Origin of the sequence: Pseudomonas sp. R5(2019) (genome assembly GCF_009905435.1) — a bacterium.
Classification (GTDB): Bacteria; Pseudomonadota; Gammaproteobacteria; order Pseudomonadales; family Pseudomonadaceae; genus Aquipseudomonas.
In genome coordinates this window covers 20,729-43,502 of record NZ_JAAAMT010000034.1, presented here as the reverse complement: position 1 = coordinate 43,502, position 22,774 = coordinate 20,729, and the positions used below count along the sequence as shown (strand labels likewise).

Here is a 22,774-nt window from a genome sequence, read left to right as displayed (position 1 = left end):
AAGGGGTCAGCAGCAGGCGTTCTGGCGCACAGGCCGATCGTCCATGGCTGCCAGGCGTTGGGCGTCCTGGTTCATCCAGGCCTGATGGGCGTTGAGTGTCACCTGGAGCACGTCATTGACCCACTGGGGCAGCTCGGGGTGCAGGCGGTAGTAAATCCATTGCCCTTGGCGGCGGTCGGCGAGCAGGCCGCAGGCGCGCAGTTGAGCGAGGTGGCGGGAGATTTTCGGTTGGCTGTCAGCCAGTGCCCAGATCAGTTCGCAAACGCAGAGTTCGCCTTCTGCGCAGAGCATCAGCATGATCCTCAGGCGCGTTTCATCGCCCAGGCATTTGAAGACGATAGAGGGGGAGAGGGTCATGGTGTTATCGCAATATATGGAAATACATATATTCGAATATACGGAAGTCGGGGTGAAAAAGTAAAGCGGCTCCTTCGCGCACGATGAAAACGCCAGGCGAACCCTATGGGGGAGAGCGCTGACCGTGGTCCCCAACGCTGCTCATGACCGGAAATTGACGATACGGTAGATGGCGGTTGCCGTTGTCAGCACCTTCCCGTCTTTATCCATAAGTACGCCTGAGGTGATGCAGTTGTCACCCTGCCTGTGATCGACCCGACCCGTTGCGATAATCCTGCCGGGCAACGCGGGGTGGATGTAATGGGTGTTCAACTCAGTCGTCATGGCGAGCTGATTAGCAGGCAAATTGGCGTAAACAGCGGGCCCCATAGCGTCATCCAGCATGGCCGTCAGCATGCCGCCTTGAATATTACCCAGCGGATTGGTCAGCTGATCGGTTGCATCGAACTCGATATGGGCTTCGCAATGGTCTTTATCAAATTTGATAAATGTCCAGCCCAGTAAACGAGCAGCATTGGGTAGAGGATGTCGCTTATCGACAATATTCCAGAACAAGGTGTCAGGATGCATGGTGAGTGGCCTTCAGGTGCGCAGGGAATGTCAGGTGTAATGACCGGATAACAAGGCAAACGTAAACCCCAACAAGGTAAGCACTACGCCTGAAACGCCGATGGCTACCGGAGTTGGCGCCTCTGTTTTCAGGCGTACATACAGGGCGACCGCTGTTGGCGGCGTCACTGCAATCAAGCAGAACACTTGAAATACAATGAGCTGTGCAAGTACTCCGTTACGCGAGGACAGCAAGTACAACAGCAAGAAGCCAGCCAGGGCGATCGCCAGCCACGCCCATCCCGCTAACTTGATCAAGGCCAGGAGCAGTACCCGCATGCGTGGTTCAACCTCGCGCCAAGGGCGCGCAACCGCCACGCTGTGGTAGGGCATGAAGTCAGAACGCTTCAAGTACGCTATCGAGAAGCCGACGACGAGCATAAAAGCCAGCGTATAACTGGCGAGTGCAAGCCAAGAGAAGATCTCCATGTCCACGTCTCCGAGGTCTATGTCAGAACGCTTTGAAAGTACCTGGCTGATCGGCGCTGATCGTGTGCATTTGGCCGCTGCCGCAATCCCCGATGTTTGCGATTGTCTGAGCACAGTCTTCAACGGCAATGCTTTGCCGTCTACTGTCAGAAATACGAGGCCTGTGATTGATTCGTGACTTGGCGGGGATGGAAGTTACAACGGTGGGGTGAGAGGCGCTGTGCAGTTGAGTTGTGTTCTATCCTGACAAGAGAGAGCCAAGGAACTCGTTCGGCGCCGGTCAATTGTTCCTGGAGGCAGGCATGTTCGACTTTATCGGCGAGCTGACCTTTCAAGCCATTTTCTACCCCATTGGCTGGCCGGTGGTGAAACTGCTCACCCTGGGCAAATACCCGTCCAGACGCAGCTGGTTCAGCGAAACGCCCGAATCGCAGTGGACGGCGGGTGCTGGGCTGGCGGTGGTAGTGATCGGGGTGATGCTGGCGCTGGGGCAGTTCGGACGCTGAACCGGGCTGATTCTACATACCCCTGTGGGAGCAGAGCTTGCTAGCGATGAGGCCAGCACAAGCGACAAAAACCTTGCCGGGGGGGGGCGGCAAGGTGGCGCCGTTCTCACTTCCAGTCCAGTCCAGTCCGGGCAGGGCTCAGGCGGTTGCACCTAGCCAGCAATTGTTATCGGTAGAAGTGTCGACCCACTCGCCGCGAATGTACTGCTCCAGTTGCCGGATCAGGTCGGCCTGTTCGGCTATGGCCTCCTTGACCAGGTCGCCGATCGACAACAAGCCCAGCAACACACCGTTTTCCACCACCGGCAAATGGCGCAAGTGGCTGTTGGTCATGATGCCCATGCAGGTGTCGATATTCTGCCGCGAATCCACGGTCACCACCGGCGTACTCATGATCGCGCTGACCGGCGTACCCACCGAAGAGCGCCCGTGCAGCACGACCTTGCGGGCGTAGTCCCGCTCACTGACCACGCCCACGACCTTGCCATCGGCCACCACCGGCAAGGCACCGACGTTTTTCTCGGTCATCACCTTCAGGGCCTCGAGCACCATCTGGTCGGGGCCGATGGTGTGAACGTGCTGGTTGTGCAGGGCTTTCAGTTTCAGTAGTTGGGCAACGGTTTTCATCAATGACTCTCCCGAAAAACAAAAAAGGCGCCTGGAGCTGTCGAGCAGCTCCAGGCACCTTTGCCTGGTGTTCTATGAATTGGGGGTGATTCGAGTCGGCCACGTTGCCGGTTCACCCGCCCGCGGTCAGCACTGACGCGCCGGGTTGTGAGAGATAAGCAGATTTCAGGCCAATGTGCTGGCGCAAGTTACTTCAGGCTTTTCGGCTGGAGAGACCATAAAGCATGGGCCAGAAGGGGGCGCTGTGACTTGTTTTGGGGCATTTGCAAGTCGATCCGCTCTGTGGAGGAGAGCGAGTGCCGCTGGGCTTGCGGGCATCGCCAGCGGCCGGCAAATGCTCTAACCTTGGCGCCATTGTTTGATAGACGGATTCTGGCCTTTACATGAAATACATTCACCAGCGTGAGCACCTCAGTGAAGACGACATCGTCATTATCGAGAGCTCGCAACGCTGCAACATTCGCTTGATGAACGACGCCAACTTTCGCAGTTTCAAGAATGGTGGTCGGCACACCTACCATGGCGGCGCGTTCGAGAAGTTTCCGGCCAGGATCACCGTGCCCAGCACCGGTTACTGGAATATCACCCTCGACACCGTCACCCAGCGCGCGATCAGCGTGACCCGCAAGCCGACGCTCAAGTACAGCATCAAGATTGTGCGCAAGACGGCTTCGCCGTTGCGTTGAGCTGGCTTAGGCGTTTGGCCCCTTGCGCTTCGATGGCCTGATTCATTTCTTCGATACTGACCGGATTAGCCGGTTTGCGGACAAGCCCTTTCAGGCTACGTGCAGGTTGAGTGGCAGCCATGATGGCGAACTTGCCATCACCCAGTGCGACGAACTCGACTCGGTCACCGGTATCCAGTCCCAGCGAAGCACGGACTTGAGCGGGGATGGTTATTTGACCTTTCGAGCTCAGGGTAGCGGTGGACATGAGCGTGATTCCTGCATGCAAATTTTCCTTGCTTTAGGGTAAGGCGCGAGAGTGATCAATCTCCTTGGGCTTGTGAAACGTGCTGGACAGAATCTTGGTGCAGTTGGCCTCACCTGCCCAACGGCCACCCCCCGGCGGCGATTGGGGCTACAGTGTGTGTAGCCGTTCCAGATCATCGGTCAGGGAGAACGCTATGCGTATTCGTCGCTGTGCCGCCGTTATCGGGTTGGCAGCCGTTTGCATTTCAGCCGTGATCGCCATTCCCTCCGACGATGACCAAATGGCCGATGCCTGCATCGATGCGGCTGCCAAGCAATACGATGTGGACACCAATGACCTGGCCCTGGACCCCACTGCAACCACGGCTGATGGATATACCATCGATGGCATCGTCGATCAGGGCACCGAAGGTAAAAAAAGCTTTTCCTGCATGTTCGACAAGCAGCAGCTGTTGAAGGAGGTTCGGGCGTTAAAGCCGGACGGTGAGTAGCCGTATCAAAGGCAAGCGGCTGATATTCAATGCAGATGAGTACGGACGATGTGCCCGTCAGCCGGATCCAGCAGGGCCACGATATGCAGAGTAACGGACGTGCGCTCGCCCTCGGCCTCCGTCACATAGCAGCGCCAGTCCGAGTCGGTCATGTGTTTTCGGTTGTACAGGCACAACGAGCTGTCGTTACGGCTGTGGTTCAGCAAGTTGACTTCCAGGGTGTTACCGACCATCTCCGAAGTGGGAAGAACAAGCGAGTTTGATGTCAGTGACTGTAACTTCCAGTGGTGCCCGGTTTGATAGCCGCCGATATAGCCATTGTCGCTGGCGGCCAGGGCGTAGTCGGGCAGCTTGATCAAATAGCAGCTTTTGCCGATATAAATGAAATCGACGGGCAGCCCATTGATTTCACTTGAGTAATAAGCCCCCGACCTTGCATATAGCCAGCCTTTGGAACTGCTCTTGGACTTTCCCTCTGCGCTGGAGGTATTCAAAGGCTCAAAGCTTAATTGCGCGCCCACACTGGCCAGGCTTACATAGGCTTTGAAAGAGGGGGTGTATAGAGCGTTCATTGGCGGTCACCGTCTTGAGCAAAGGAAGTGGTTTAGGTGTCCAGGACATAGGGAAAATCTAACGCGAGGCAGAGTGCTGTCAACTGTCAGAAATAACAGGGTTGATCACGGACAACGGAAAGTAGTATTGGTAGTGAAGTGCTGCTGATCATTCAAGTCTATTTATCTATGCGTCACAGGATCAAACGCTGACCGCCCATGGCACTCAGCGCCAGGGCCTGCTCACGATCGGCGAGATGTTCTGCGTAATGCTCGCGCAGGTCCGGCTCCCAGCTGGCCACCTCCTCAAGTATCGAGCAAGCCTCGTTCTGGTTAAGCAAGTAGTGCTCGGCCTGGCTCAACAGATTGCGCCGGGAAAGCTCATGCCCGTATTTGCCGACCGCCATGGCCAAACGAGGCGGTGGGGCGCCGTCAAGGCAAGGCACGACATCGTAGAGCGGTGACAAGCGCCAGCGCCCGGCTTTGAAAATAACGCCATGGTTCTTGGGGTGGTCATCGTCATTGCCGACCAGAATGTTGAAGCAGATTCGTCGATAAAGCTCGTGCAGATCTTCGGCGGGTACCTCGCGTCGCCGTAACTCATCGACCAAAAGACCGTAGCGCCACTCTCGCTCATGCAGCGCGGGGTTTTTCCAATCGCTGTCCAGCAGGGTGAGCGCGCTGAGCATCGGTATTCGCAAGAACTTGCCAGCTTCAGAAAGACGCCGGTCAAAGCGGTCCACCAACAGGGTACTCGAACGTGCGCGGTGCAATTGAACGTGGGCCACGTTCAATCCCTTGGCTGCGGCGAACGACATGCAAGCAAATTCCAGTGCTGGAATATCAAAGTCATCGTGCCTGTCGCGTGGCTTGGCCAGAATCAAACGATCAGCGACGCGCAGCGTACATTTCGGACGTGCCCCCCCCAGAGACGAGCGTTGACGCAGCGCTTGACGCGCCATCTCGTCGCTCAGTTTGAAGCCATTCTGGATGTTGTCGACAAATGCGATGAAATCATCAAGGGCAGTGATTCTGGCGACGCCTGCTTGTCCGACATTGATCGGCGCCATTCTGGTTGCGCCCATCATCAGACTGCCCGCGCGGTCCTGGTTTGGCGATTTCAGCAGGAAGTCCATGGCATCAAGAGCACCGTCGGCCGTTTTCTGCAGAACACGCTCGCCCCATCCATCGGGCGCAGCATCGCGGATAAATCCGGGAATTCCGTTGTTTGTAGTGATCGCGGCAAACGCTTCGGGCCGCAGGGGATAGCGAATGGGGTCCGGCACCCATCCGCCTTGGTCCACGTACTCGGGGTTGTAAACGAATTCGCCCACACCAGCGCGGCTATCCAGACGGCCCAAAGTGACGACCTCCAGAGACTCGGGCATCTGCATGTAAACGTAAACCCGACTCATCAGAAGTCTCCTTTCGACGCTTTTTTGAGCCGTACCCGATGTTCATTCGCGTAGCTGGCGCGCGAAGGAGGGGCTACCAGCGGAAAAACATCGCCCAGCAAACCCAGATGCCACAGCACCACCATATAGGCGCGTATTTCCACCGTAGGCGTTCCGGCCTCAATCTTGCCGACCGTTTGTGCAGAAATGCCCACTGCGGTGGCGATGTCTTGCTGGCGGATTTTTCGCTCAAGACGTCGCGTTTTGACGAGAAGGCCGATATTTTCGAGCTGCTCAGCACAGGCGATAGGAAAAATATGCACGTTAAGATCGCTCAAATTCATCTTTAACTGATTTAGCGGTGACTATAGCACTGCTTATCTAAGCTGGCTGCGCATTGAAAAGAAGATATCGCGGGGGCGTTCCATGGCGCCGATAGTTGCCTTCGACCTTCCGTCGCAACACAGGCACAGACCGATCCCGCCAACCTCTAACTCATAAGGCCCGCACCCCGCGGGCAAACCGCGCAGAGGTGTGCCATGGCCAATGAATCCTTCCCGTTGGACGACCCGCTGTCACCGCAACCGCCTTTGAACCCCCATGACCCGGTCAACGACCCCAATCACCCAAATCGGTCACCACCAGGTCAAGAGGACCCGAACCGCGTCAAGAAGGTGCCCGAGGCCGATGAGCCTACTCCACTGTCCGATGAACGACGCTGAGCGGGTCAGTCCACCGTCAGCGCCGGCTCGTCGAGGTTGTCGATGTGCTTGAAGCGCTCGACCAGAAAATCGATCAGGCTGCGGACCCGTGCCGACAAGTGCAGCTGTTGCGGATACACCGCATACACGTCGGCGCGGGTTGGCGTCTGGTCTTGCAGTACCAGCCTGAGCCGGCCGCTGCGCACGTAGCGAGCGATGTCCCATTCGGCCCTGAGCACAATGCCATAGCCTTCCAGCGCCCAGTTCAGGGCCACCTCGCCGTCGTTGCAGCCCAGTGCGCCGTGAACCTTGATGTTTTGCGTGCGCCCGCCATGGGTGAAACTCCAGACGCCATGCGGCGTTTCGTTCTGGCGCAAAAAGATGCAGTTGTGTTTCGTCAGGTCGCTCAGGCGTTCGGGCACGCCGTGCTTTTGCAGGTACAGCGGCGAGGCGCACAACAACCTGCGGTTGGAGGCGATCTTGCGTGCATGGAAAGTGGCATCCGGCAGGCTGCCGAAGCGTATGCCCAGGTCAAAGCCATGGGTGGCGAGGTCCAGTGGGTGGTCGGTGATTTCCAGCTGGATTTCCACCTCCGGGTAACGGGCGAAGAAGGCCGCCAATGCCGGGCCGATGTAGCGCCGGCCAAAGCCCAGCGAGGCGTTGACGCGAATCAAGCCCTTGGGCGTGGCACGGCTGCTGCTGACCAGCTGCTCGACCTCATCGATTTGCGTGAGGATGCGCGCCGCATGGGCGAAATACAGCTCACCTTCGGTTGTCAGGCTCATGGAGCGAGTGGTGCGGTTCACCAGCCGAATGCCCAGCCGGGCCTCCAGCGCGGTCAGCCGCTTGCTGACCGCAGGCGGTGTGACCCCCAGCTCCCGAGCGGTGGCGGCAAGGCTGCCCTGGTTGGCCAGCAGGTAGAAAAACGACAGATCCAGTGACTTGCTCATTCGTAACTCAAAGTTATTTATGTAGTGATTTTGAGTAACTCACGCCTTTGCACTCACTACATATACTCCGCTCACACCCTGGTTGAACAGCCCGGTTCAACAGGAAAAACAAGAGTGGAGTTGAAGATGAGCGCATACAAGATTGCTGCGGTTCCTGGTGATGGCATTGGTGTTGAAGTCATCGCTGCTGGCGTAGAAGTGCTGCAGGCCCTGTCGATAAAATCCGGCTTCGAGCTGTCGTTCAAGCACTTTGACTGGAACTCGGACAACTACCTGAAAAATGGCTACTACATTCCCGAAGGCGGCCTGCAGGAGCTGAAAACCTTCGACGCCATCTTCTTCGGTGCGGTTGGCGCCTTGAATGTGCCGGATCACATTTCGCTCTGGGGCCTGCGCCTGCCGATCTGCCAAGGCTTCGACCAATACGCCAACGTGCGCCCGGCGCGTGTATTGCCAGGGGTGAAAAGCCCGCTGCACAACGGCGACCAGATCGACTGGGTCGTGGTCCGGGAAAACTCCGAAGGTGAATACTCGGGCAACGGCGGCCGCGTCCACCGTGGCCTGCCTGAAGAGGTGGCGACCGAGGTGTCGGTGTTCACCCGTGCCGGGGTCGAGCGTATCCACCGCTTTGCCTTCGAACTGGCCCGCAGTCGCCCGCGCAAGCACCTGACCATGGTCACCAAATCCAATGCCCAGCGCCACGGTATGGTGCTGTGGGATGAGATCTTCTACGAAGTCGCCAAGGACTTCCCGGACGTGAAAATCGACAAGGAACTGGTCGATGCCGTCACCACGCGCATGGTGCTCAAACCCTCGACGCTGGACGTGATCGTCGCCACTAACCTGCACGCCGACATTCTGTCTGACCTTGCCGCCGCACTGTCCGGCAGCCTGGGCATCGCCCCGACCGCCAACCTGAACCCGTCGCGCAACTTCCCGTCGATGTTCGAACCCATCCATGGCTCGGCCTTCGACATTACCGGCAAAGGCGTCGCCAACCCCATCGCCACCTTCTGGACAGCAGCGATGATGCTCGAGCACCTGGGCGAAGCGGCAGCGGCCAAGCAACTGATGTCGGCCATCGAGGCGGTGACCGAAAGCGGCTTGCACACCCCTGATCTGGGTGGTAGCGCGACCACCCGGCAAATCACCGATGCCGTGATCGCCTTGATCAATCGCTGATCGGCCAGCAGATTCAACGCAGTATCGCGGCACAGCGCCAGGGGACAGACCACCGCTCTGATCCCCTGGCATTTCCTGACAACAATAAAAAATCAGGGCCCCGTCATGAAAAGAATTCTCGGCAAACTCTACGTACAGGTACTGATCGCCGTCGTCCTCGGCGCCCTCATCGGCGTGCTCGTACCCGAAACCGGCACCGCGCTCAAACCGTTGGGCGACGCCTTTATCAAACTGATCAAAATGCTGCTGGCACCGGTGATCTTCCTGACCGTGGTCACTGGCATCGCGCGTATGGAAAACATGAAGGAGCTGGGCCGGGTCGGCTTTCGCGCGCTGATCTATTTCGAAGTGGTATCGACCCTGGCGCTGGTCGTCGGCCTGGTCGTGGTTGACGTGTTCAAACCCGGTGCCGGCATGAATATCGACCCCGCCACCCTGGACAGCTCAAGCCTGGCCACTTACACCTCGGCCGCCAAGCACAGCAGTTTCATGGACTTTGTGATGAACATCATCCCCGACACCATCGTGGATGCGTTCGCCAAAGGCAATGTGCTGCAGATCCTGCTGTTCTCGATTCTGCTGGGCGTCGCCCTGGCCCATGCCGGGCCGCGGGCAAAACTGTTCGTGGACACCCTCGACAGCCTGATGCAGGGCATGTTCCGCATCGTCAACATGGTGATGCGCCTGGCCCCGATCGGCGCCTTCGGTGCGATCGCCTTCACCATCGGCAAATACGGCTTTGGTTCGCTGTTCTCGCTCGGCAAGCTGATGGCCTGTGTCTACCTGACCTGCGCGGTGTTCGTGATCTTCGTGCTCGGGCCGATCTGCCGCTACAGCGGCTTCAGCCTGTGGAAATTCCTGCGCTTCATCAAGGAAGAACTGTTCACCGTGCTGGGCACCAGCTCGTCCGAATCGGTGCTGCCACAGATGATCTCGAAGATGGAAAAGGCCGGCGTTTCCAAACCGGTGGCCGGGATGATCATCCCCTCGGGGCTGACCTTCAACCCGGACGGCCAGGCGATCTACTACACCATCGCCGCGATCTTCATCGCCCAGGCGACCAACACGCCACTGACCCTGACCGACCAATTGATCGTGCTGGGGGTGCTGATGTTCACCTCCAAGGGCTCGGCGGGAGTGACCGGCTCGGGCTTTATCATCCTGGCCGCGACCCTGGCGTCCCTGGGCACCATTCCGGTGGCGGGCATGGTCTTGCTGTTGGGTGTCGACCGCTTCATGTCCGAAGCCCGGGCGATCACCAACACCATTGGTAACGGTGTGGGCACCATGGCGATTGCCAAGTGGGTGGGGGCGCTGGATACGGTGAAGATGAACAAGGCGCTTAATGGTGAAGTCGAACCCGACAACACCACCGAAAAACCCGTAGCAGCGGCTTCAGCCGCGAAGGCCTGCAACGCAGACCCATTGCTGGGTTGACTTGAAATGTGGAACCGGGGGCCGCGATGCGGCCCTTTTCGGCTGAAGCCGCCAAGCTTGTTTTGAAACAAAATATTTAGCAGCAGTGTCAAGCTATCCGTCTAAGAGTGATGAGTAGTATTTGTTTTTTGCAGGGAAAATAATCTAAAAACAGAGTGTTGCGTATTTGTCGAATGGGCTGTCAGATGGGTCGTACAAGTGCTTGGGAATTTTCCATCGGAATGTTAATTGTATTCTTTCAAAGCCAAATGCGTTTGCTTGAGGGGGGTGATGTTGCGATTGACTTGAAGGGGAGTATTAATTTACTTTTTTACTCGTGCGCTGAGAGATTTCATGTCTCACTGTAATGTGGGTGGAAAACCAAGTTTCGAGGTTTGTGTGAGCGATGTCATAAAGGTTTCCAGTGTTGGGAAGATGTATAAAAGTAGCCAGGAATACAGCAATTTCTCTACTTGGCTTAGAGGGGTGGTAAAGCCAAAGTATAATTATCATGCGGCCCTCGATTCCGTAGACTTTGTCGTTAAGGAAGGTTCGTCGGTTGGGCTCGTTGGAGCAAATGGAGCCGGAAAATCAAGTTTGATAAAAATACTTTGTGGTATTCAAAGGCCGAGCTCTGGAGGTGTGGAAGTATTGGGGTATGAGCCGGGTGCGCGTAAATTGGAATATTTGCGAAATATAGGTGCTGTATTTGGTCACAAAACTTCGCTGTGGTGGGATTTACCTGTCAGAACCAGCTTCCTGACGTATAAGAAGATTTATGGGGTGGATGACGAGGTGTTCTTTGAGAATCTGTCGGAGTTGAGTGCAGCCTTAAGTCTTGATCACGTCTTGTCGAGGTCTGTGCGGAATCTAAGTTTGGGTGAGCGGGTAAAATGCGAACTTGCACTGAATTTTCTTCACAATCCACGGTTGATTTTTTTGGATGAGCCTACTTTAGGGTTGGATGTCACTTCCAGGTATGAAATTCGGGAGTATATAAATCGTAAAAGAAAGGCCGGGAAGCTAACTGTTTTCATGACGAGTCATGATTTCGGAGATATTGAGTCCTGTTGCGATACACTGATTGTTCTGAATAAGGGTCGGATTGAATTTAAGGGGCGGCTGAGTGAGTTCCTGAGTACGTTTAGTGACTATGTAGGGTTGGAAGTAAGATGTCAGCGCGGGCTGTTCTCTGCGAGCGATGAGGCACTGCTTGAAAGAGCCGTTTTGAAGCATCAACTATTTTGCTGTGAGAATCTTGATTGGCGGAAAACTTTGGTTGTGTCCCGTGCAGTTGTGACTTCCTTGATGGATGGCTTGAAGGCTAATGACGATATGATTTTGGAGGTGTCCTCGCTTAGCTTTGAAAATAGTATGAGGTTCCTGTTCGAGCGTTTCTAAAGCGGAAATTATTTTTATGGCTTTGCATTGGGGGGTTGTTCTGACAGGGCTTGTCTCTGTTTATAGGGAGCGCTCTATGCTGTTTGCTGACTTCGTTGTGGCTACCAGCGTTCCGTTTGTGATTCATTTTTTATATGGCGCTACGTGTATGGTGTCATGGATTCTGAGGTGGATCTTGAATACAGCTTAAACGAGACCTATGTTTATTTTGTTGCGGTGCTGTCTCTGAATAGACTCAATAACGTCTATGATCTTATTGTCAGAGTGTCGGATCATGTTCGAGAAGGCCGACTTGAAAGCTTTTTCGTGAAGCCTATCAGCTATTTTGGATATAACCTTTCTCTTTTTCTAGGCGAAAGCCTGCTCTACTACGTGCCGGTTTTCACGGTGGCGCTGGTTTTTTCCTGCCTGACCGGAAATATCGAAGCAGGCGTTGGGTTTGTTGTCCTGGCCATCGTCAGCCAGTTTTTTTGTTTTTTGGTGGGGATGATTATGGCGGTGGTTGCATTTTGGGTGGTACGTCCTGATATGGTCCTCAGTTTTCAGGTTGTTCTTTTTGGTGTGTTCGGAGGGACGCTGATGCCGCTGTCTTTTTGGCCGTCATCTATACTCCCCATCATGGAATACAATCCTTTTCGTTTGATGATTGGAGGGCCTGCGGAGTTTCTTTTACGGCCCAGCCTAGAGCTACTGATCACTTTAGGTTGGATGTTCGTCTGTTGGGGTGTTGCTTTTTCGGTACTGTTTTCCATTGCATTTCATCAAGGGTCTAAACGCTACGCTGGCGCGGGTGGATGATGAAAAATATGTTTGTTTTGGCGATAGGGGCAGCGCGGGAAACGATGGTGTTCAAGGTGAATGTAGTCGGTGGTGTATTGGCTCTAATAATGTTCTACGGTCTTCAGTTCATGTTTTTCGACGTGATCAATACGTTTGTCGCCGTCGAGGGTGACGAGTGGCTTTTGCTTTTTTTTATGACTTTCAGTGTCGGCAGCCTCATGGTTGATTTTTTTGGAGCTTCTATCACGGCATTTTTTGGGCACGTGGTGCAAGGACGTGCGGATGCACTCTTGGTCAGACCTGTTTCTTTGTTTTCAATGGTGTTGCTGAGGGAGTCAAAATTTACCTACGCTGTTGTAGCTTTGCTCATTGTTGTCGCCTTCCTGGTGTCCAGGGTGGGAGCAGAAGCTCTGCTTTTTGAAAGCTGGACCCACGTAGTGTTGTACTTTTTTTGCTTAATGGCTGGGGTCGTTGCGAGTATTTGCTTTCTACTGGGAGTGAACTCAATTGCTTTTATCACCCAGCGAGAGCTTCCTGTTGACTTTATACATTCGGAGTTGTCCTCCTTTGGTGTGGTGCCTTCAGGTTTCTATCCGACTTCCGTTTTTTCTATGCTTATGGTTTTTCTTCCAATGATTGTCTTTGCGTCCGTGGCGATGGAGGCGCTTTATGAAGGGATGACCTGGCTTGTCTGTGCTTATTTTTTTACAGTACTTGTTTTAATGATGGCTACGCGCAGGGTGGTGGCTACTTTGTTTGATAGCTTCGACAGTGTTGGTGGATAAGCAGAAAACTTGCGCTTGGCAGGTTTTGCCGATGCTCTTCAGAACGCATCGGCGCTGCCAAGTCATGCTTGGGTACTACTCAACCTTCCTCCCAAACCACTCCAACCCCGTACGCCACAAACACACCCCCAGAAAATACGCCGACATCACCAACCACGTCGCCATCACCGCCGGGTTATGGTCCGGGTGGCTGAGCACCAGCAACAAACTGCACAGCAGCCAGACAAAGGTAACGGTGATATTGATCGGCATAAAACGCCGAACTCGAAACGGGTGCAGGAATTTCACCCTGGTAACGGTCAGCAGGGCCAGGCCGATGATGGTCAGCAAGGTCAGCCAAGGGGAGGGCGACAAGGTGTAAAAACACAGGGCCACCACGTTCCAGGCTGCCGGGAAGCCTTGGAAGTAGTTGTCCTTGCTCTTCATGTTGACGTTGCAGAAGCAGAACAGCGACGACACCAGAATGATCGTTGTTGCCAGCAAGCCGGTGTAGGCCGGCAGGGGGATGTAGCGGTAGATGAACAGCGCGGGGATGAACACGTAGGTGAGGAAGTCGATCACCAGGTCCAGCACCGAGCCGTCGAAGTGGGGCAGTACTGATTTCACATTGACTCGCCGGGCCAGCGAGCCGTCGACGCCATCGACGATCAGCGCCACCCCGAGCCATAACAGGCAGGCCTTGGGCTGGTTTTCAAACAGGGCCAAGGTGGCCAGGAACGCTGTGATCACGCCGGTAGCGGTAAAACCGTGGGCGCCCCAGGCTTTGAGCCTGGCTGTGGCTTGAGTCGAAAACAATGGCGTTCTCCAGCAAAGAAAGGTGCCACGGGCGGGCCTTGGCAAAAGGACTGCCTCTATCAACCCGAGGGGCTTGGATAAGTGCAGTCGCTCGACGTTCTTTGGTGCTCGAAGTGATTGTTCTCAGGATAGGCACAATTGAGCAGTTTTAAAGCAGCGCCTGTGCCAACAAACGGTAGCTTTGCACCCGTGCCGACAGCGAATGAGTCACCGTGACGATGCCGATCTCTTCGGTCGAAAACGCGGATGCCAGCGCAACAATCTGCTGGTGGCAGGTGGACGGTGAGCCCACCACCATGTTCTCCAGGGTCTCGTCGAACTCGGCGCGGTCGGCGGCGCTCATGCGCTGACGGCGCAGCGCCACTTCGGTCGGGCTCAGCAACGGCTCACGCGGGCCGCGGCCGGCCATCATCTTGCGGTACACGGCGGTGCCTGCAATCAGGCGTGCCTGTTCATCGGTCTCGGCGCAGATCACCGCCAGGGCCAGCATTCGTTTCTGCACTGAGGTGTGGCCGGCGTGCTGCAGGGCCTGGGCATGGTGGTCGAAAATCAGCGGCGAGCACACCTGCGGGGCGATAAAGCGCGCCAGCGCCAGGCCCATCCCCAGTTGCCCGGCCAACCCGGCGCTGCCGCCGCCAGAGCCGAGCATCCACAGCTCGGGCTGGGCGCTGTCATCGGGCAGGCAATGCAGCTGGGCATAGGGATGGCGCTCGGGAAAACTGCCGCGCAGGAACGCGCAGAGCTCACTGGCTTGCTGCGGGAAGTGGTCCTGATGGCTCAATTGCGCGGGGGCAGCAAGCGCGGCGGAGCTGAGCTGACTGCCACCGGGCGCACGACCAATCCCCAGGTCGATCCGCCCGGGGAACAGTGTCGCCAGCAGGCGGAAAACTTCAGCGACCTTGTAAGGGCTGTAATGGCTGAGCATCACGCCACCGCTGCCGATGCGCATGTGCTGGGTCACGGTGGCAATACGCGTCAGCAGAATCTCCGGCGCGGGGCCGGCAAATTGGATGCTGTTGTGGTGTTCGGCGAGCCAGTAGCGGTGATAGCCCAGAGTGTCGCAGGCGGTTGCCAGCTCCACCGAGGCCAGCGGCGCGGCGCTGGCGGGCCGGTCACCGTGTACCGGGGTTTGATCAATGACGGTCAGGCGCAGGGGCAAGGTGTGGGGTTCCATTCGGAGTTGGGGTGGCTGGGCGCTGGTCGGTCGCTTGCTGACGTTGCTCAGGCAGTGTTTGGACTGGATTAGCGCGCGCGTGGCAGTGGTTGTCAGGCCTCATGGCAATAACGTTAAGATGTTAATGTAATCTTTGCAACCACGGTTGCCGGCGTGGAAGATTTCTGCTGCTATACGGCGGTTTCAAATATGCGAAAAAATGTGCATATTTTTGTTTTAACAATGAGCATGTTTTTAAGTTTTGTCCTTTGTTTGCAGGCACTGTAGGATTGCCAAGATGTGAAATTAAATATGCAGCTTAATGCACGAAATTCCTGGCGAGAAGCGACAGAGCGGCGCCCTCTAGGTGATTTTCAATGCCATTAGTCGACCATAAATCCTGGCTTGATCCGGTCCTCCCTGATGACCTGCCCGAGTCCATATTGATCAAGGCAGACCAGTGCCGTTGAAGGTCGGTAAGCTTCAGGGACGGCTTGCGCCTGAAACCTCCAAAAGGATCGCCAAGCTTTTGAGGATTACCAACACCTATTATTCGAACCTTATTGAGGGGCAGTACACCGAGCCTGCGGATATGCAACGTGTTCAGCAGGCGCCTAAAAGGGATCGTCGGGGATAACGCCACAGATGGACCTGATTGATAAAAAGCTGTCGGACCACCACTGCGGCGCCGAGCACTTTCTGACAATTTTCAAGGCGCGGGCTGAATTGCTTGAGGCTGATCCCAAGGTGGCAATCGATTTACGCAAGGAAATGAGTCGTTTCTTGTCTGCCGACTTGGTCACACAGACGGTCAATCAACCCGCATTCTGGGCGTTTCTGGTCGGGCATATTCGTGATCTTTATGCATTGACCGAGCAGACGCTGCGGGGCAATAGCGCGAATCCTGTCTTCAAGATGTGAGTGCAAGGGTCAGCGCTGTATGTCCGGCTCAAGCCACGGCTTGGTGTGGGATCTTTTCGAGGTGGTGCCTGAGCCGAACCCATCACGGAAGTCTGGAAAGGGGCGCCGCTCATGCTGATTCAGGCAGTCTATTCGAGCTTCGATATCCCGTAGGCAGCAATGCCCCAGATAACTGCGGTCAACATGATCGATAATTTAATTTCCAGTAATCGTTTGTAGTGAGGAGGGAAGTTGTTGAGGTCTTCAGGGTCCATTTCACCCATCATGAGTCCCGGTTTTGGTATTAGAACCTTGCTTGAAATTATCGTGACCAGAAAGAGTCGATCAAACCAACCCTTTTGATGCAGAGTCAAACTCGCTCCAATGAAATACCGACAGTTTTTCAATGCTTCTAGCATGGCATGCAGATGACGCCGGCTGAGGTAGAGACTGTATAAAATGTTCACAAAAGCCAGCAGGAATGGCGCCCCAACAAACAAGAGGGCAGCCCATGGATTCCAGGTGCTCATCGAGATTGCGTAGCCTCGTATAACATATCGTCTATGCGCTCCCCTCCGAGACCTATGGATTGGCGAATCGACTCGGGCCAGCGCGACTTTCCAACGCAGTGATCTGGAAAGGCGCGCCATACGGTTTTAGCCCGAGCGACTATTCGATCTCCAAAAAAACATAGATAGCCGCCATCCAAAACACGCCAACGATCAGAATCGCAGACTTTACTTTCAGCAAGCGTTTTAGGTGAGGAGGAAAATTTTTGATGTCGTCAGGATCTATTTCACCCCGGCGGATCCCCGGTCCGGGAACCATAACCAATCCTGCCAATTTGGTAACCAGCAGGAGTCGCCTGGATAACCCGTGATGCTGCATGATCAAACCAGCTCTAGCGATATAACGACTGTTTTTCAGAGCTTTCATGATGTCATCCAGATAATGACGACTCAGGTAGCAGTCGAATAAAAAATTAACAACAGCTAACAGCAGGGGCGCACCTAAAAAAAGATGACGCCCCAAGCTTTAATGCTGCTCATCATGGGTGTGTAGCCGCATACAACATGTCACCTGCACGCTCACTCTGCATTGGCGGTATTTGTCCCGGTCCTGCGGCCTTGTCCTGGTCATTTGGATTCCGACGTTATTCGATTTTTAATAATATATAGATGAGTATTAGCCAGGCCATCGCGGTAGTTAGTATCACTAACTTGATTTTTAGAAGTCGTTTGAAGTGAGGCGGAAAATTCTTGATGTCATCAGAGTCGATTTCGCCGGCGCGTATGAACATTCCCGGCCACATGACCACGCCCGAAATCTTGGCGAGCAGCATAAGTCGCCCCTTCAAGCCTTGGCACTGTAGAATCGAACCCCACAGTATGATGTGTCGACTGTTCCTCAACGCATCCACCATGGCATCCAGATATCGACGGTTAAGGTAGAGGCTGAATATGAGGTTTCCAATCGCCAGAAAAAACGGCGCGCCCGCAAACATGATGGCAACCCAGGGATTCCAGCTGCGTATCATGGTTGTTTGGCCTCATATAGCATTTCGCCAATGAACTCGCCCCCTAGACTACCCAAGGTTGATCCCGCCAATGATCCAGTACCTACAATACCAGCGACGCACACCACGCCTGCCACGCCGGTGGTGAGTCCAAGTACCCCGCACATTAAAATACTTGCTGGAAAGGCCAACTCTCCACCTATATACCCGCCTATGGCTGATCCCGCGAATTTACTACCCTCGGCAAATTTAACCTTCTTGCACACAGCCCCAGATTCAGTGTTGCAAACTTCCTGAATAGCCAACAGCGATGAAACACCACCGATCCCAATGGCAATATAACCTCCGGTCTGCATGTACTTCATCGCTCGACTGATCGATTTCACATGCGCCGCATACCCTGGGATTTGCCCCGGCGCTCCAGCCCTGTTCCAGTGGTGCACAAGGCTGCGGCTGGAAATGCCGAGCGCGGATTTCAGCTTGTCATGGCCACCAAAGCTCGTGTGGCTTTTAAGGCGCTTGGAGTTCAGTAGCTGGGCATCCAGCTGGGCCATCAGCTTTTTGCGTTCGGCGAAAAACTCCGTGGATCTCAAGTGGCCGTGCCGCCTATAACTCTGTTGATGCAGCTGCTCAATACTTTGCAGCGTATCGCGCAGTTGGCTGACGTGTTTTTCCAATACCACCGCCGAGATGCCCAGCCAGGTCGAAGTCTGGCCGGTAAAGGCGGCGATTTCATTACCGTGCCGATACAGGAATTCGGCTTCTTCCTGTGTCAGTGGATCAAGGGCTTCCTTGACTTGCTGGCCGGCCTGCATCAAGTGCGCTTCCTCTACCGTGCAGGACGTGTTGTTCGGATCGGTGAGCACAAACAGGCTGCCAGCTTTTATCTCGCCGCGCAGGTGCGGATTGAGTGCCTGGGTTCATTGAAAGACGCTGACCGGCATCCCGTCAAGAAAACTGAGGTAGAGGTCTTCTTCCGAGATGGACTGCGGGACGATGTAGAACCCTGGTTCGGCAGGGGGAACGCGTTCGGTGAAATAGCTCGCGCGGGAGGAGCGGGCGTAGTAATCGAAGGGGCGCGCGGGCGGTGCAGGTGGTGCTTGGTTGTTGCTGTTTTTAGGCTGGTCAGTCATGGGAGCCGGTTCCTTCTGGCGGAACGGCAGAGGCTAGCAAGGCCGCTGCAAGCAAACATCGATACCAGCGAAAAAGAGAAATGTCCTACAGCGAAGCTCGGTGTCGATCAGATACCTTCCGCTGCGCTTGTTGTTCGTGCAATGGCGGCTGTGCGTGGGGCACCTCGTGTGCGCCGGGACCTGGAGCCCGGTCTGTCAACCCGCGTACAGCTGCCACCCAACTTGTTTGACAGCAGGACGTGGCAGCCCGGTACGATCCGCAAAACATCCGAACGGCCGTTTGGCTATTTCGGCGCCGCCGTCTTCCCGATGTTCAATGTGCGAGACCGGCGACAAAATTCTGGCCAGGGTAGACGCGGCTATTTGCGGCATAGCCTGAGCTCAGGTTGGTGCTATCGCGAGCAAGCTCTGCTCCCACAAAATCAAAAGCATTCCGCGCAGATCAGGTGAGGTATGGCGCTGTAGGAGCTGGGCTTGCCCGCGATGAACGATGACGCGCAATAGCTGTAAAACCGCGGTGTCCTTATCGCGGGCAAGCCCGGCTCCTACCAGAGCTCTGTCACTCAATCCTTAAATGACTGGCATTATCGCCAACCGACCTGCTGTCGCGCAGGGCCAGGCCGCGTTCTTCGAGTTTGTTCACCATCGGCACCACTTGTGGCGGCTCGATCGCGCGGCGCAGGGCGTAGCCGATCAGGTCGTCGAGGACGATATCTGCATCGGCCTCCAGGGCAGGGGATTCGAGCGTGGCGGGGTTTCGTTTTGCCATGGGGCCAACACAACCTGAGTGAATTTAGTTAGGCATGATAAGTATTTTGGCGGTCACGAGAAGGTTGTTGATGCCTGGCCGCTCATGCCTGATGCTTGCCACCACTTTCTGATGTCAGACAGGGACGCCTCGCACAATGCTTACCACTTTGGCCGTGGCCAATTACCGATCGATCAATCACCTGGTTGTAGCGCTGGGCCCGCTCAACCTGATTACCGGCGCCAATGGCAGCGGCAAATCCAATCTGTACAAGGCCCTGCGGCTATTGGCCCAAACCGCACAGGGCGGGGTGGTCGAGGCCTTGGCTCAGGAGGGCGGGCTGGATTCCACCTGGTGGGCCGGGCCTGAGGTCGTCAGCCGGCGCATGCGCAACGGCGAGGTGGCGGTGCAGGGCCTTCACGCCAGGAACGCCAAGCGCCTGCGGCTGGGCTTTGGCCGTGACGATTTCGGTTTTGCCATTTCGTTGGGGATGCCTGAGCCACTGCCGTATCCGACCGCGTTCAAGCTGGACCCGGAGATCAAGCGCGAATGCATCTGGGCCGGGCCGTCCTACCGCCCGGCCAGCTTGCTGGTCGACCGCCATGGCCCGGCGATTCGCACCCGCGAGGGGCGCAGCTGGGACGTTGTGCAAATGCATGCGCAGGCCTTCGACAGTTTGTTCGATCAGGTCGGCAACCTGCGCGCTTCACCGGAAGTGCTGGTGCTGCGCGAGAGCATTCGCGGCTGGCGATTCTACGACCATTTTCGTACCGACCGCGAGGCACCCGCCCGGCAACCGCAATTGGGTACTCGCACCCCGGTGCTCCATCACGACGGCCGCAATCTGGCGGCGGCGCTGCAAACCATCATTGAAGTCGGCGATGCCGAGGCCTTGCAGGCGGCCGTAGCCGATGCCTTCCCCGGTGCGCGGCTGGAAATCGATGCGCCAGCAGGCGGGCTGTTCAGCCTGCGTTTCCACCAGCACGGGCTGCTGCGCCCGCTCAGCGCCGCAGAGCTGTCCGATGGAACCCTGCGCTACCTGTTGCTGATGGCCGCGCTGCTGACCCCCAGACCGCCTTCGATGATGGTGCTGAACGAACCGGAAACCAGTCTGCACCCGGATCTGCTGCCCGCGCTGGCGCGATTGATTGTCAGTGCCTGCGAGCGTTGCCAGGTCTGGGTGGTGTCCCATGCCAGCCGCTTGATCGCCGCACTGGAGGAACATGAGCACTGCAACAGCATCGTCCTGGAAAAGAACCTGGGGCAATCGGAAGTGGCCGGACAGGGGCAGTTCGATGCCCCTGCTTGGCGATGGCCGGATTGAGTGCAGGGCTACAGCTCTGCTCAATGCAGAATCTGCGCAAGAAACCCCTTGGCCCGCTCGGTTTGCGGGGCGTTGAAAAACGCCTCGGGCGGGCTGTCTTCGATGATCTGCCCACCATCGAGAAACAGCACCCGCTCGGCGACCTGCCGGGCGAAGCCCATTTCATGGGTGACGCAGAGCATGGTCATGCCGGTGTCGGCCAGCTTTACCAGCACATCCAGCACCTCGGCGACCATCTCAGGGTCCAGGGCCGAGGTGGGCTCATCGAACAGCATGATCCTGGGTTTCATGCACAGCGCCCGGGCGATCGCCACACGTTGCTGTTGACCACCGGAGAGCTGGCTGGGGTACTTGCCAGCCTGGCTTTCGATACCGACCTTGTTCAGGTAAAAGCGTGCCCGCTCCTCGGCTTCCTTGCGCGCCAGGCCGCGCACGCTCATGGGTGCCAGGGTGCAGTTGTCGAGCACGCTCATATGCGGGAACAGGTTGAAATGCTGGAACACCATGCCGATTTCGCTGCGCACCCGGGCCGTCTGGGCGGTGGTCTGGGCAAGGTCAGTGTCGTTGACGCGAATGGTGCCGTGTTCGGCGATTTCCAGTCGGTTGATGCAACGGATCAAGGTTGATTTGCCCGAGCCGGAAGGCCCGCACAACACGATGCGCTCACCTTCACGCACCGAAAGGTTGATACCGCGCAACACCGGGAAGGCGCCATAGGATTTGTTCAACCCGTCGATGCTGACCACGATCTTGCGCGGATCGGGTTGCACTTGCGGGCGGGAAGCGGCAAGGCTTGTGACTTGACCAGGCATAGTTGTTGTTCTCCCTTGATCACTTGAAACGCGCTGCGCTGTAGGGCGCAGGGTCGGTAAAGGTTGGCGCGCCGGTCATCATTTCCGCCAGCAGGCGGCCACAGACCGGGCCCAGGGTCAGGCCGTGGTGGGCATGGCCGAAGTTGAACCACAGGCCTTTATGCCTGGAGGCCGGGCCGATGACCGGGCGCATGTCCGGCAGGCACGGGCGACGGCCCAGCCACGGCTCGGCCTCGACCGGCTCACCAAGCGGGAACAGCGTGCGGGCCAGCGCCTCGCAACGCGTCAGCTGGATGTCGTTGGCCGGGTCGCCACTGGCCGCAAACTCGATGCCGGTGGTCAGGCGAATGCCCTGGGCCATGGGCGCGAGCACATAGCCGCCCTGGACATCACAGATCGAATGTTCCAGCACGGCGCCGTCGCGGGGACGGTAGTGGCGGTGATAGCCGCGCTTGATCTCCAGCGGAATGCGATAGCCGAGCGGGCGGAACAGATCGCCGGCCTGAGGCCCGAGGGCGATCACCACCTCAGGCGCAGTGATCGGGCCCTGGCGCGAGTCCACCTGCCAGTCGCTGTCGACCTGGCGCAGGCTGCGCGCATCGCCATGGATAAAGTGGCCGCCGCGTTTGACGAACAAGGCGTTGTAGCCCCGCACCAGAGCGCCGGGATTGCTCACGGTTTTGGGGTCCAGCCAGTGAATGCCACCGATGGCATTGGCGCTCAGGTCGCCTTCGCGCTCATGCAGTTGCTGGCGGTCGAGCACCTCAAAGCGCAAGCCGTAGCTGAGCAGGGCGTGGGCCTCGGCCTTGGCTTTTTCAAACGCGTCCTGATTGTGGTACACCTCGATCCAGCCATTGGCCTTGATCAGTGAGCCCAATTCGGCGGCCTCGATCAGCGTGTCATGTTCTTCAACGCATCGCTGTACCAGGGGCAGCATGGCTTGGGTGGCGACCGCCAATTGCGCTGGGGCGGAATTCTGCCAGTACTTGAATAGCCACGGGCCGGCCTTGGGCAAGTAGCGCCAGCTGTAGCGCACGTCGGACTGGCGGTTCAAGCCATAGCGCAGCAGGCTCGACAGTTCTCGCGGGAAGGCATACGGGATGACGCTTGAACGTTCGATCAGGCCAGCGTTGCCGTGGCTGGTGCCGCTGCCGGGCTGGTCGCGGTCGATCAGCACCACCTTGCGCCCGCGCGCCTGCAGGTGAAGGGCGGTACAGACGCCGACGATACCGGCACCCAGAACGATGGTTTGGCAATGCATGGAGCGATCCTCTTCAGCTAA

General features: G+C 56.6%; 29 protein-coding genes and 1 pseudogene. 11 read left to right on the top strand and 19 right to left on the bottom strand.

The window, feature by feature from the left end; translation table 11 throughout:
* Positions 1–6: 6 nt before the first annotated feature.
* From GUY40_RS19955 to GUY40_RS19945, 3 genes are all read right to left on the bottom strand, one after another.
* Positions 7–357: a metalloregulator ArsR/SmtB family transcription factor gene (locus tag GUY40_RS19955; protein ID WP_166570626.1), complete on the bottom strand. Its 351-nt coding sequence runs from the start codon at positions 355–357 to the stop codon at positions 7–9.
* 141 nt (positions 358–498) lie between these two features.
* Positions 499–927, bottom strand: a complete 429-nt coding sequence (locus GUY40_RS19950) for a PaaI family thioesterase (RefSeq protein ID WP_166570625.1) — start codon at positions 925–927, stop codon at positions 499–501.
* Between the two features lie 30 nt (positions 928–957).
* Complete coding sequence (locus tag GUY40_RS19945; protein ID WP_166570624.1) at positions 958–1,395, bottom strand: hypothetical protein; 438 nt, start codon at positions 1,393–1,395, stop codon at positions 958–960.
* 302 nt (positions 1,396–1,697) lie between these two features.
* On the opposite strand from GUY40_RS19945, the gene GUY40_RS19940 reads away from it, so the two are divergent.
* Positions 1,698–1,901, top strand: coding sequence for a hypothetical protein (locus tag GUY40_RS19940; RefSeq protein WP_166570623.1), 204 nt, complete (start codon positions 1,698–1,700; stop codon positions 1,899–1,901).
* Between the two features lie 138 nt (positions 1,902–2,039).
* On the opposite strand, the gene GUY40_RS19935 is transcribed toward GUY40_RS19940, so the two are convergent.
* The gene (locus GUY40_RS19935; protein ID WP_166570622.1) at positions 2,040–2,528 is read right to left on the bottom strand and encodes a CBS domain-containing protein; all 489 of its coding nucleotides are present in this window, start codon (positions 2,526–2,528) and stop codon (positions 2,040–2,042) included.
* Between the two features lie 383 nt (positions 2,529–2,911).
* Between GUY40_RS19935 and GUY40_RS19930 the strand changes: the two genes are divergently transcribed.
* Positions 2,912–3,214 carry a DUF1883 domain-containing protein gene (locus GUY40_RS19930; protein ID WP_166570621.1) on the top strand — a complete coding sequence of 101 codons (303 nt, stop codon included), beginning with the start codon at positions 2,912–2,914 and terminating at the stop codon, positions 3,212–3,214.
* Here the strand turns inward: GUY40_RS19930 and GUY40_RS19925 are convergent.
* Positions 3,177–3,461: an AbrB/MazE/SpoVT family DNA-binding domain-containing protein gene (locus GUY40_RS19925; RefSeq protein ID WP_166570620.1), complete on the bottom strand. Its 285-nt coding sequence runs from the start codon at positions 3,459–3,461 to the stop codon at positions 3,177–3,179. The genes GUY40_RS19930 and GUY40_RS19925 overlap by 38 nt on opposite strands.
* 193 nt (positions 3,462–3,654) lie before the next feature.
* On the opposite strand from GUY40_RS19925, the gene GUY40_RS19920 reads away from it, so the two are divergent.
* Positions 3,655–3,951 (top strand): hypothetical protein, encoded by a 297-nt coding sequence (locus tag GUY40_RS19920; protein WP_166570619.1) that lies wholly within the window; start codon positions 3,655–3,657, stop codon positions 3,949–3,951.
* Between the two features lie 26 nt (positions 3,952–3,977).
* Here the strand turns inward: GUY40_RS19920 and GUY40_RS19915 are convergent, their stop codons facing one another.
* From GUY40_RS19915 to GUY40_RS19905, 3 genes are all read right to left on the bottom strand, one after another.
* A complete protein-coding gene (locus tag GUY40_RS19915; RefSeq protein ID WP_166570618.1) occupies positions 3,978–4,523 on the bottom strand; it encodes a hypothetical protein in 546 nt (181 codons plus the stop codon).
* Between the two features lie 173 nt (positions 4,524–4,696).
* Positions 4,697–5,917, bottom strand: coding sequence for a type II toxin-antitoxin system HipA family toxin (locus GUY40_RS19910; RefSeq protein ID WP_166570617.1), 1,221 nt, complete (start codon positions 5,915–5,917; stop codon positions 4,697–4,699).
* Positions 5,917–6,240, bottom strand: a complete 324-nt coding sequence (locus tag GUY40_RS19905) for a helix-turn-helix domain-containing protein (RefSeq protein ID WP_178117890.1) — start codon at positions 6,238–6,240, stop codon at positions 5,917–5,919. Before GUY40_RS19905 ends, GUY40_RS19910 begins: the two co-directional genes overlap by 1 nt.
* Positions 6,241–6,435: 195 nt before the next feature.
* Between GUY40_RS19905 and GUY40_RS19900 the strand changes: the two genes are divergently transcribed.
* Positions 6,436–6,618 carry a hypothetical protein gene (locus GUY40_RS19900; RefSeq protein ID WP_166570616.1) on the top strand — a complete coding sequence of 61 codons (183 nt, stop codon included), beginning with the start codon at positions 6,436–6,438 and terminating at the stop codon, positions 6,616–6,618.
* Positions 6,619–6,623: 5 nt separating this feature from the next.
* On the opposite strand, the gene GUY40_RS19895 is transcribed toward GUY40_RS19900, so the two are convergent.
* Positions 6,624–7,547 carry a LysR family transcriptional regulator gene (locus GUY40_RS19895; protein WP_166570615.1) on the bottom strand — a complete coding sequence of 308 codons (924 nt, stop codon included), beginning with the start codon at positions 7,545–7,547 and terminating at the stop codon, positions 6,624–6,626.
* Positions 7,548–7,673: 126 nt separating this feature from the next.
* Between GUY40_RS19895 and GUY40_RS19890 the strand changes: the two genes are divergently transcribed.
* From GUY40_RS19890 to GUY40_RS19870, 5 genes are all read left to right on the top strand, one after another.
* Positions 7,674–8,729, top strand: coding sequence for a tartrate dehydrogenase (locus GUY40_RS19890; RefSeq protein ID WP_166570614.1), 1,056 nt, complete (start codon positions 7,674–7,676; stop codon positions 8,727–8,729).
* Positions 8,730–8,834: 105 nt separating this feature from the next.
* Positions 8,835–10,166: a dicarboxylate/amino acid:cation symporter gene (locus GUY40_RS19885; protein WP_166570613.1), complete on the top strand. Its 1,332-nt coding sequence runs from the start codon at positions 8,835–8,837 to the stop codon at positions 10,164–10,166.
* A 378-nt stretch (positions 10,167–10,544) separates the two neighbouring features.
* The gene (locus tag GUY40_RS19880; protein ID WP_166570612.1) at positions 10,545–11,546 is read left to right on the top strand and encodes an ATP-binding cassette domain-containing protein; all 1,002 of its coding nucleotides are present in this window, start codon (positions 10,545–10,547) and stop codon (positions 11,544–11,546) included.
* A gap of 132 nt (positions 11,547–11,678) precedes the next feature.
* Positions 11,679–12,344 carry an ABC-2 family transporter protein gene (locus tag GUY40_RS19875; protein WP_371924888.1) on the top strand — a complete coding sequence of 222 codons (666 nt, stop codon included), beginning with the start codon at positions 11,679–11,681 and terminating at the stop codon, positions 12,342–12,344.
* Positions 12,341–13,111, top strand: a complete 771-nt coding sequence (locus GUY40_RS19870) for an ABC-2 family transporter protein (protein WP_166570610.1) — start codon at positions 12,341–12,343, stop codon at positions 13,109–13,111. The genes GUY40_RS19875 and GUY40_RS19870 overlap by 4 nt, the downstream gene beginning before the upstream one ends.
* A gap of 75 nt (positions 13,112–13,186) precedes the next feature.
* Here the strand turns inward: GUY40_RS19870 and pcsA are convergent, their stop codons facing one another.
* Together pcsA and GUY40_RS19860 are read right to left on the bottom strand one after the other, a co-directional pair.
* On the bottom strand, positions 13,187–13,906 hold the full coding sequence (gene pcsA / locus GUY40_RS19865; RefSeq protein ID WP_166570609.1) for a phosphatidylcholine synthase: 720 nt from the start codon (positions 13,904–13,906) through the stop codon (positions 13,187–13,189).
* Between the two features lie 148 nt (positions 13,907–14,054).
* A complete protein-coding gene (locus tag GUY40_RS19860) occupies positions 14,055–15,065 on the bottom strand; it encodes an MsnO8 family LLM class oxidoreductase (protein WP_166570608.1) in 1,011 nt (336 codons plus the stop codon).
* 639 nt (positions 15,066–15,704) lie between these two features.
* Between GUY40_RS19860 and GUY40_RS19855 the strand changes: the two genes are divergently transcribed.
* Complete coding sequence (locus GUY40_RS19855; RefSeq protein ID WP_166570607.1) at positions 15,705–15,980, top strand: hypothetical protein; 276 nt, start codon at positions 15,705–15,707, stop codon at positions 15,978–15,980.
* A gap of 128 nt (positions 15,981–16,108) precedes the next feature.
* Here GUY40_RS19855 and GUY40_RS19850 read toward each other — a convergent pair whose 3' ends face one another.
* The 6 genes and pseudogenes from GUY40_RS19850 to GUY40_RS19830 form a co-directional block, all read right to left on the bottom strand.
* Complete coding sequence (locus GUY40_RS19850; protein WP_166570606.1) at positions 16,109–16,489, bottom strand: hypothetical protein; 381 nt, start codon at positions 16,487–16,489, stop codon at positions 16,109–16,111.
* Between the two features lie 139 nt (positions 16,490–16,628).
* Positions 16,629–16,895, bottom strand: a complete 267-nt coding sequence (locus GUY40_RS19845) for a hypothetical protein (RefSeq protein WP_256675800.1) — start codon at positions 16,893–16,895, stop codon at positions 16,629–16,631.
* 217 nt (positions 16,896–17,112) lie between these two features.
* Complete coding sequence (locus tag GUY40_RS19840; RefSeq protein ID WP_166570604.1) at positions 17,113–17,496, bottom strand: hypothetical protein; 384 nt, start codon at positions 17,494–17,496, stop codon at positions 17,113–17,115.
* Positions 17,493–18,293 (bottom strand): hypothetical protein, encoded by an 801-nt coding sequence (locus GUY40_RS19835; protein ID WP_256675799.1) that lies wholly within the window; start codon positions 18,291–18,293, stop codon positions 17,493–17,495. Before GUY40_RS19835 ends, GUY40_RS19840 begins: the two co-directional genes overlap by 4 nt.
* A 102-nt stretch (positions 18,294–18,395) precedes the next feature.
* Positions 18,396–18,608 (bottom strand): hypothetical protein, encoded by a 213-nt coding sequence (locus tag GUY40_RS28410; protein WP_256675797.1) that lies wholly within the window; start codon positions 18,606–18,608, stop codon positions 18,396–18,398.
* Between the two features lie 589 nt (positions 18,609–19,197).
* Positions 19,198–19,377, bottom strand: a pseudogene (locus tag GUY40_RS19830) (hypothetical protein); the annotation flags it as partial.
* A gap of 136 nt (positions 19,378–19,513) precedes the next feature.
* On the opposite strand from GUY40_RS19830, the gene GUY40_RS19825 reads away from it, so the two are divergent.
* Positions 19,514–20,680 (top strand): AAA family ATPase, encoded by a 1,167-nt coding sequence (locus GUY40_RS19825; RefSeq protein WP_166570603.1) that lies wholly within the window; start codon positions 19,514–19,516, stop codon positions 20,678–20,680.
* Positions 20,681–20,700: 20 nt separating this feature from the next.
* On the opposite strand, the gene GUY40_RS19820 is transcribed toward GUY40_RS19825, so the two are convergent.
* The gene (locus tag GUY40_RS19820; protein ID WP_256675796.1) at positions 20,701–21,492 is read right to left on the bottom strand and encodes an amino acid ABC transporter ATP-binding protein; all 792 of its coding nucleotides are present in this window, start codon (positions 21,490–21,492) and stop codon (positions 20,701–20,703) included.
* Positions 21,493–21,511: 19 nt separating this feature from the next.
* Entirely contained in the window at positions 21,512–22,753 is a 1,242-nt protein-coding gene (locus tag GUY40_RS19815) for an FAD-binding oxidoreductase (RefSeq protein WP_166570602.1), read from the bottom strand.
* Positions 22,754–22,774: the final 21 nt, after the last annotated feature.